The organism is Dietzia sp. Cai40 (assembly GCF_014145165.1).
Lineage (GTDB): Bacteria > Actinomycetota > Actinomycetes > Mycobacteriales > Mycobacteriaceae > Dietzia > Dietzia natronolimnaea.
This window is the reverse complement of record NZ_JAALEB010000317.1, coordinates 1-6,266: the sequence shown is the minus strand read 5'-3', so window position 1 is coordinate 6,266 and position 6,266 is coordinate 1. Positions and strand designations below refer to the sequence as shown.

Sequence of the window (6,266 nt, the reverse complement as noted above, 5' to 3'; positions counted from 1 at the left end):
GGCCCCGCGCCCACCACCAGCACCTCGCGCGCGGACAGCCCCACCGTCAGGGGGAGGCCGTCCAACGCGGGTGCCGCCGGCCGCTCGGCCGCGGGGGCGGCGTCAGCGAACGCGATCGTCACAGGTGGATGCCGCACTCGGTCTTGGAGGAACCGGCCCAGCGACCTGAGCGCGGATCCGCTCCGGCTTCGACGCGGTGGGTGCACGGCTCACAGCCTATCGACGGGAAGCCGTCGTCGAGCAGGGGATTGAGGAGGCACCCGTGCTCCTCCGCGTAGGCGTGGACGCGATCCAGGGTCCACGCCACGAGCGGGTTGATCTTGATCATCGAGTGCTTGGCGTCCCACTCCACGATCGCCGCTCCGGCGCGGTGGTCGGTGTCCACCCGGCGCAGACCGGTGATCCACGCCTCGTATCCGGACAGCGCCGCGTCGAGCGGCTCCACCTTGCGCAGGCGGCAGCACAGCTCCGGGTTCGTCTCGAACGGGCGCGGGCCGAGCGCGGCCTCGTGCTCCTCACGGCTCGCGGGGCTGCGCACGTCCACGACGTTCAGGCCCGGTGTGGACGCGAGGGCGTCCCGGACGCCGATGGTCTCCGAGAAGTGGTACCCCGTGTCGAGGAAGAGCACGTCCACTCCCGGGGCGTACTGCGCGGTCATCTCCGGCACCACGGTGTTGGCCATCGAGCAGGCCACGGCGAGGGCGTCGCCGAAGGTCTCGCCCGCCCAGGCCAGGACCTCGGCGGGGTCGACCTCGCCGTGGTGGCCGTAGAGCCCGCGGTCGTCGAATCGACGCGCCGCGTCCTCGGCGATGGCCTTGAGTTCCTCGGTGGTCCGACGCCGGCCGGGGCCGGGGGTCAGGACGGTGCTGCGGGGCAGCAGATCGAGTGCGACTGCGGTCATACCAGAACCTCCTCCTCCACACGGTGGGCCCACTCGGCGAACGTCTCGCCGTCGGCACCGGTCTCCATGTACTTGCGGATCACGCGCTCCACGTAGTCGGGCAGGTCCGCGGACGGCACGCGGAGTCCGCGGACCGTGCGGCCGAGCCCACCCGACTCCTGGTCCTGGGAGGCCAGGCCGCCACCGAGGTGGACCTGGAAGCCCGGGGTGTCGCCGTCGAGCAGCTGGCCCTTGAGGCCGATGTCGGCGGTCTGGATGCGCGCACAGCTGTTGGGGCAGCCGTTGAGGTGGATCGACAACGGCGTGCGCAGGGGCGCGTCGTCGGCGAACCGGTTCTCGAGCTCGCCGATCAGCGCGGTGGCGGTGTCCTTGGTGTCGACAAAGGCGAGCTTGCAGAACTCGATGCCGGTGCACGCCATGGTGGAGCGGCGGAACGAGCTCGGGCGGGCGTGCAGCCCGATGGCGGCCAGTCCCTCGACCAACTCCTCGACCTTCTCCGGCTCGACGTCCAGGACGAGCAGCTTCTGGTGCGGGGTGAAGCGGACCCGGTGGGAGCCCGCGGCCTCGGCGAGGTCGGCGACCTGCGAGAGCTTCTCGCCGCCCACGCGGCCGACGGTGGGGGCGGCGCCGACGTAGAAGCGGCCGTCCTTCTGCTCGTAGACGCCCACGTGGTCGCCCGAACCCACGCCACGCTCGGGAGCGGGTCCGTCCGGGAGCTCGCGGCCCAGGTACTCGTCCTGGAGGACCTGGCGGAACTTCTCGGCACCCCAGTCCTTGATGAGGAACTTGAGCCGGGCGCGGGTGCGCATGCGCCGGTAGCCGTAGTCGCGGAAGATCCCCACCACGCCGGCCCACACCTCGGCGGCCTCCTCCTGGCGGACGAACACGCCGATGCGGGTGGCGAGCTGCGGGTTGGTGGACAAACCGCCACCCACCCAGAGGTCGTAGCCCGGGCCGAGCTCCGGATGCCGGACGCCCACCAGCGAGATGTCGTTGATCTCGTGGACCACGTCGAGGCTCGGGTGCCCGGTGATGGCGGACTTGAACTTGCGCGGCAGGTTGGAGAACTCGGGCGTGCCGATGTACTTGGCCTTGATCTCGGCGATCACCGGGGTCGGGTCCAGGATCTCGGACTCGGCCACGCCGGCGACCGGGCTGCCGAGGATCACGCGCGGGCAGTCACCGCAGGCCTCGACCGTGTCGATCCCGACGTCCTCGAGCCGCTGCCAGACCTCGGGCACGTCCTCGATGGCGATCCAGTGGTACTGGATGTTCTGCCGGTCGGAGATGTCCGCGGTGCCGCGGGCGAAGTCGGTCGAGATGCCCGCCAGTACCCGCAGCTGGTCGGTGGTCACCGCGCCGCCGTCGGTCCGGACCCGCATCATGAAGTACTCGTCCTGCAGCTCGTCGGCCTCGAGCTTGGAGGTCCGCGAGCCGTCCAGCCCCTGCTTGCGCTGGGTGTACAGGCCCCACCAGCGCATCCGTCCCGACAGGTCGTCGGACGGGATGGAGGCGAACCCCTCCTTGGAGTAGGTGTCGAGGATCCTCTGGCGCACGTTGAGCGCGTCGTCGGTGAGCTTGAACTCCTCGTTGTGGTTGAGCGTGAGCTTGCCGTCGATCTTCCACTGGCCCTGCGGCTTGGGGGCGCGGGCGGGACGAGCGGGGCGGGCGGCGGCGTCTGTACCGGTCATGTCCGCGAGGGTAGCGGTCGACAGACCGGTCTGTCTAATGTCGCACGGCGGACTCCGCCCCCGCACTCGCCCCACCCGTCGGCGGCGCAGGCCCCACCCACGCGATCAGCCGCCCCCCACGACGGGAGGCGGCTGGGAATCAGATCGCCGTACGGCCCGTCAGACCGGCGGCATGATGGTCGACCCCAGATCTTCGGCGACACCGAACACGGTCTCCCACAGCAAGGCGAGAACCAACGTCGGCAGAGCGGTGGCTACATCGACCAGGGTCGATCCCGAATCTTGGGCGAGGCTGGCCGTCGCCTCAATAGACGAACCGGCGACCTCATAGAGACTTCCCAACATGATGAACTCCTTCCAGAGCGGCCCTGGTCAGCCCACCCCTTGGACTACATCTCGGTCGCCCTGGTCCGACTATAGGACGATCTTCATCAAGTAGGAACCCCGCAGCGAAACTGTTACGAATACGCTGAGAAGCTTTGTCTCGGCAGACGAAGTGTGGAAACGGTCGGCATTCGTCCGTGCCGTGAGTGACGTACCCCACCACCCCGTGGGGCACCCTCTCTCGAAAGGACATCACATGTTCTCTAAATTCTGGGCCAACCTCGCCAGCGGCTCCGCCGATCTCCTTCCCGACACGGGCACCGGCTCGGCAGCGATCGACGGCTTCCTCGGCCTGCCCGCCTACATCCTCGGCACCCTCGCCGGAGGCGCGGCGCTCTTCGGTTCCTGAGCGAAACTCGACACGCCCCGGTGGTCCGCCACCGGGGCGCTTCGCATTTCGCAGGGCGTGTCATCTCGCGCGCCCGTCACATCCCGCAGAACTCAAGCCAGACGTCGACCTCTCGCCGCGCCTGCTCCCTCCCCAGGACGTAGGCCTCCGCGAGACGGTCGACCCTGCGCTCGTAACTCCGGATCAACACGCGCTCCGGACGGAACACCACCGCGTCGCCAGACTCCTCGAGAGCCTCGATCTCGTCGAGCGTCTCGTTGTAGAGCGCCCACCTGTGCAGGAGGGCCTCCCCCACCGCCGGGAACCGCCGGAAGTACGAGCGGTAGAACGGGGTAAGTCGCCGCGGCGGGATCTTCCGGTATCCACTCGGCTGGGTCAGCACCACCAGAAATCTCTCGTATCCGGCCTCCCGCGCCGCGGACAGCGGGATCCCGCCGTCATGGCCCAGGGCCCCGTCCACGTAGTACTCGCCGTCGATCAGCACCGGCGGCATCCACACCGGCATCGTCGAGGACGACCTGACCATCCGCATGAGCTCCGGCATGCTCGAGGCGTCCTCCTCGGTCCAGAAGACCGTGGCACCGTCCGAACACCGGAAGGTCCCGATCCTCGCGGCCGTGCCGCTGCTGGAGAACGTGTCGAAGTCGTACGGCAACACCTGGTCCGGCAGACCGGTCTGCTCGTAGATGTACTCGGCGTTGAACAGCCCCTTCCCCCGGGCGAAGCTGCGCCAGTCCCCGAAGTTGGGGTCCGCCGCGAGTTCGACGAAGCTCTTCCGCGCGCGGACGCCCTCGCGCGACAGATAGTTGGCCACGTGCGTGGCCCCAGCGGAGATCCCCGCAGCCATCCCACCGTGGATGCCCGCATCGATGAGCGTCTCCACGACCCCCGCCGTGTGGACCGCCCGCATCCCCCCGCCCTCGAACAGGACTGCGACATCCGGAGCAGTGGGCGATAAATCGGTCACGACACCCAGGGTAAGTCGCATCGTCACATCAGCGATGATCGACTACCGTCTCCCGAGTGAGCGCTCTCGCCGACTTCATAGCATCCGTCAACGATGTCTACTGGTACGCGGTCATCGCGCTACTCGTCATCGCCGGCCTGTACTTCTCCTTCACCACACTGATAGTCCAGATCCGGATGTTCCCGGAGATGTTCAGGACGATCGTCGAGAAGCCCTCGGACATCGAGCCGGACAAGAAGGGCATCTCCGCCTTCCGCGCCTTCACCGTCTCCGCCGCCTCCCGCGTGGGCACCGGGAACATCGCCGGCGTTGCGATCGCGATCACGGTCGGCGGACCCGGTGCAGTGTTCTGGATGTGGGTGCTCGCGATCATCGGAGGCGCCACCGCGTTCGTCGAGTCCACACTCGCCCAGCTCTACAAGGTCCGGGGCAAGGACTCCTACATCGGCGGCCCCGCCTACTACATCCGCGACGGCCTCGGGTGGAAGCCGGTGGCGGTCGCCTTCGCGGTGATCATCACCGTGACCTACGGCTTCGTCTTCAACGCCGTCCAGGCCAACTCCATCTCGGCCTCGGTACGCAACCAGTTCGGCCTCGAGGGGCTCGGGTCCGGCCTGGTCATCGGCGTCGTGCTGGCACTGGTGGTCGGCGCGGTGATCTTCGGCGGCATCCGGCGACTGTCCGCGGTCACCGAGATCGTGGTCCCGCTCATGGCGATCGCCTACATCGTCGTCGCCCTCGTGGTGGTGGCGATCAACATCACCGAGGTCCCGGAGATGATCTCCCTGATCGTCGGCCACGCCCTGGGCTTCCGCGAGGTCGCGGGCGCCGCGATCGGCGCGGCGATCATGCAGGGCATGCGGCGTGGACTGTTCTCCAACGAGGCCGGCATGGGCTCGGTCCCCAACGCGGCGGCCACCGCCTCCGTCTCCCACCCCGTCAAGCAGGGCCTGGTGCAGGCGCTCGGCGTCTACTTCGACACCCTGGTCGTGTGTTCGGCCACCGCGTTCATCATCCTGCTCGCCAACCCGGAGTTCGGCGGCGACCGCGAGGGCATCACCCTCACCCAGGACTCACTGGCCTCACAGGTCGGCGACTGGGGCGTGCCCTTCCTCATGGTGGTCATCTTCTTCCTCGCCTTCTCCTCGATCCTCGGTAACTCCTACTACGGCGAGGCCAACATCCGCTTCCTGCGCGAGAGCCCCGTGGCCCTGCGCGTCTTCCGCGTGCTGGTCATCCTGGCCGTGCTCGGTGGCTGCCTGGGGTCGGTCGACCTCATCTGGAACATGGCGGACCTGTTCATGGGAGTCATGGCCACCATCAACCTCATCGCGATCATCCCGCTCAGCGGTCTCGCGGTGGCCCTGCTCCAGCACTACCTGCGGCAGAAGGCCAAGGGCCACAACCCGGTGTTCCACCGTGACGACCTGCCGCAGGCCCGGAACGTCACGTCCTGGGACGGTTCCGATCCCATGACGCTGCAGCACGTCGCCGACGAGGCGCGCGACGTCGAACCGAAGGGATGAGCCACCCGGCACCGGCCGCGCACTCCCCCGCGTACGAGCGCTTCGCCGCCCTGCCCAAGGCGCACCTGCACGTCCACCTCGAGGCCGCGATGCGGGCCGAGACCATGCGCGAGTGGTGTGCCGAGGACGGCGTGGAGGTCCCGCCGCTCGTCGAGTTCCCCGACTTCACCCGCTTCCTCGACGCCTACGGCCTGCTCATCTCGCTCCTGAGGACCCCGGAGCGGCTCGGTCGGTTGCTCGACGAGGTGGTGGCCGACGCCGCCGCCCAGGGCGTCGTGGCACTGGAGTTCGCCTCCATCCCGGACAAGTCCGCCGCCTTCGACACGGCCGAGGACGCCCTGGCGTTCATCCTCCCCGCCGTCGCGGAGGCCGGCCGGCGCCACGGGGTGTGGACCGGCGCCATCGTGAGCATCGACCGCGGCGCCGCGCGCGCGCACGCGCTCGAGGC

At 68.8% G+C, this 6,266-nt stretch carries 6 protein-coding genes and 1 pseudogene; 3 read left to right on the top strand and 4 right to left on the bottom strand.

The annotated features are described in order from the left end of the window. Positions 1 to 118 precede the first annotated feature (118 nt). The 3 genes from G6022_RS12175 to G6022_RS12165 all read right to left on the bottom strand — a co-directional run bounded on the left by G6022_RS12175 (position 119) and on the right by G6022_RS12165 (position 2,937). A complete protein-coding gene (locus tag G6022_RS12175) occupies positions 119 to 901 on the bottom strand; it encodes a phosphoadenylyl-sulfate reductase (RefSeq protein ID WP_017837640.1) in 783 nt (260 codons plus the stop codon). After that, complete coding sequence (locus G6022_RS12170; protein WP_182638666.1) at positions 898 to 2,592, bottom strand: nitrite/sulfite reductase; 1,695 nt, start codon at positions 2,590 to 2,592, stop codon at positions 898 to 900. Before G6022_RS12170 ends, G6022_RS12175 begins: the two co-directional genes overlap by 4 nt. Positions 2,593 to 2,751: 159 nt before the next feature. Next, positions 2,752 to 2,937, bottom strand: coding sequence for a hypothetical protein (locus tag G6022_RS12165; RefSeq protein WP_182638665.1), 186 nt, complete (start codon positions 2,935 to 2,937; stop codon positions 2,752 to 2,754). A 235-nt stretch (positions 2,938 to 3,172) separates the two neighbouring features. Here G6022_RS12165 and G6022_RS12160 point away from each other — a divergent pair, with 235 nt between their 5' ends. Continuing rightward, complete coding sequence (locus G6022_RS12160) at positions 3,173 to 3,325, top strand: hypothetical protein (protein WP_182610107.1); 153 nt, start codon at positions 3,173 to 3,175, stop codon at positions 3,323 to 3,325. Positions 3,326 to 3,401: 76 nt separating this feature from the next. Here G6022_RS12160 and G6022_RS12155 read toward each other — a convergent pair whose 3' ends face one another. Further along, entirely contained in the window at positions 3,402 to 4,292 is an 891-nt protein-coding gene (locus G6022_RS12155; protein ID WP_347237777.1) for a patatin family protein, read from the bottom strand. 56 nt (positions 4,293 to 4,348) lie between these two features. Here G6022_RS12155 and G6022_RS12150 point away from each other — a divergent pair, with 56 nt between their 5' ends. Together G6022_RS12150 and G6022_RS12145 are read left to right on the top strand one after the other, a co-directional pair. After that, complete coding sequence (locus G6022_RS12150; protein ID WP_182610108.1) at positions 4,349 to 5,818, top strand: amino acid carrier protein; 1,470 nt, start codon at positions 4,349 to 4,351, stop codon at positions 5,816 to 5,818. Further along, positions 5,815 to 6,266 (top strand): annotated as a pseudogene (locus G6022_RS12145) (adenosine deaminase); the annotation flags it as partial. The gene G6022_RS12150 and the pseudogene G6022_RS12145, both read left to right, overlap by 4 nt.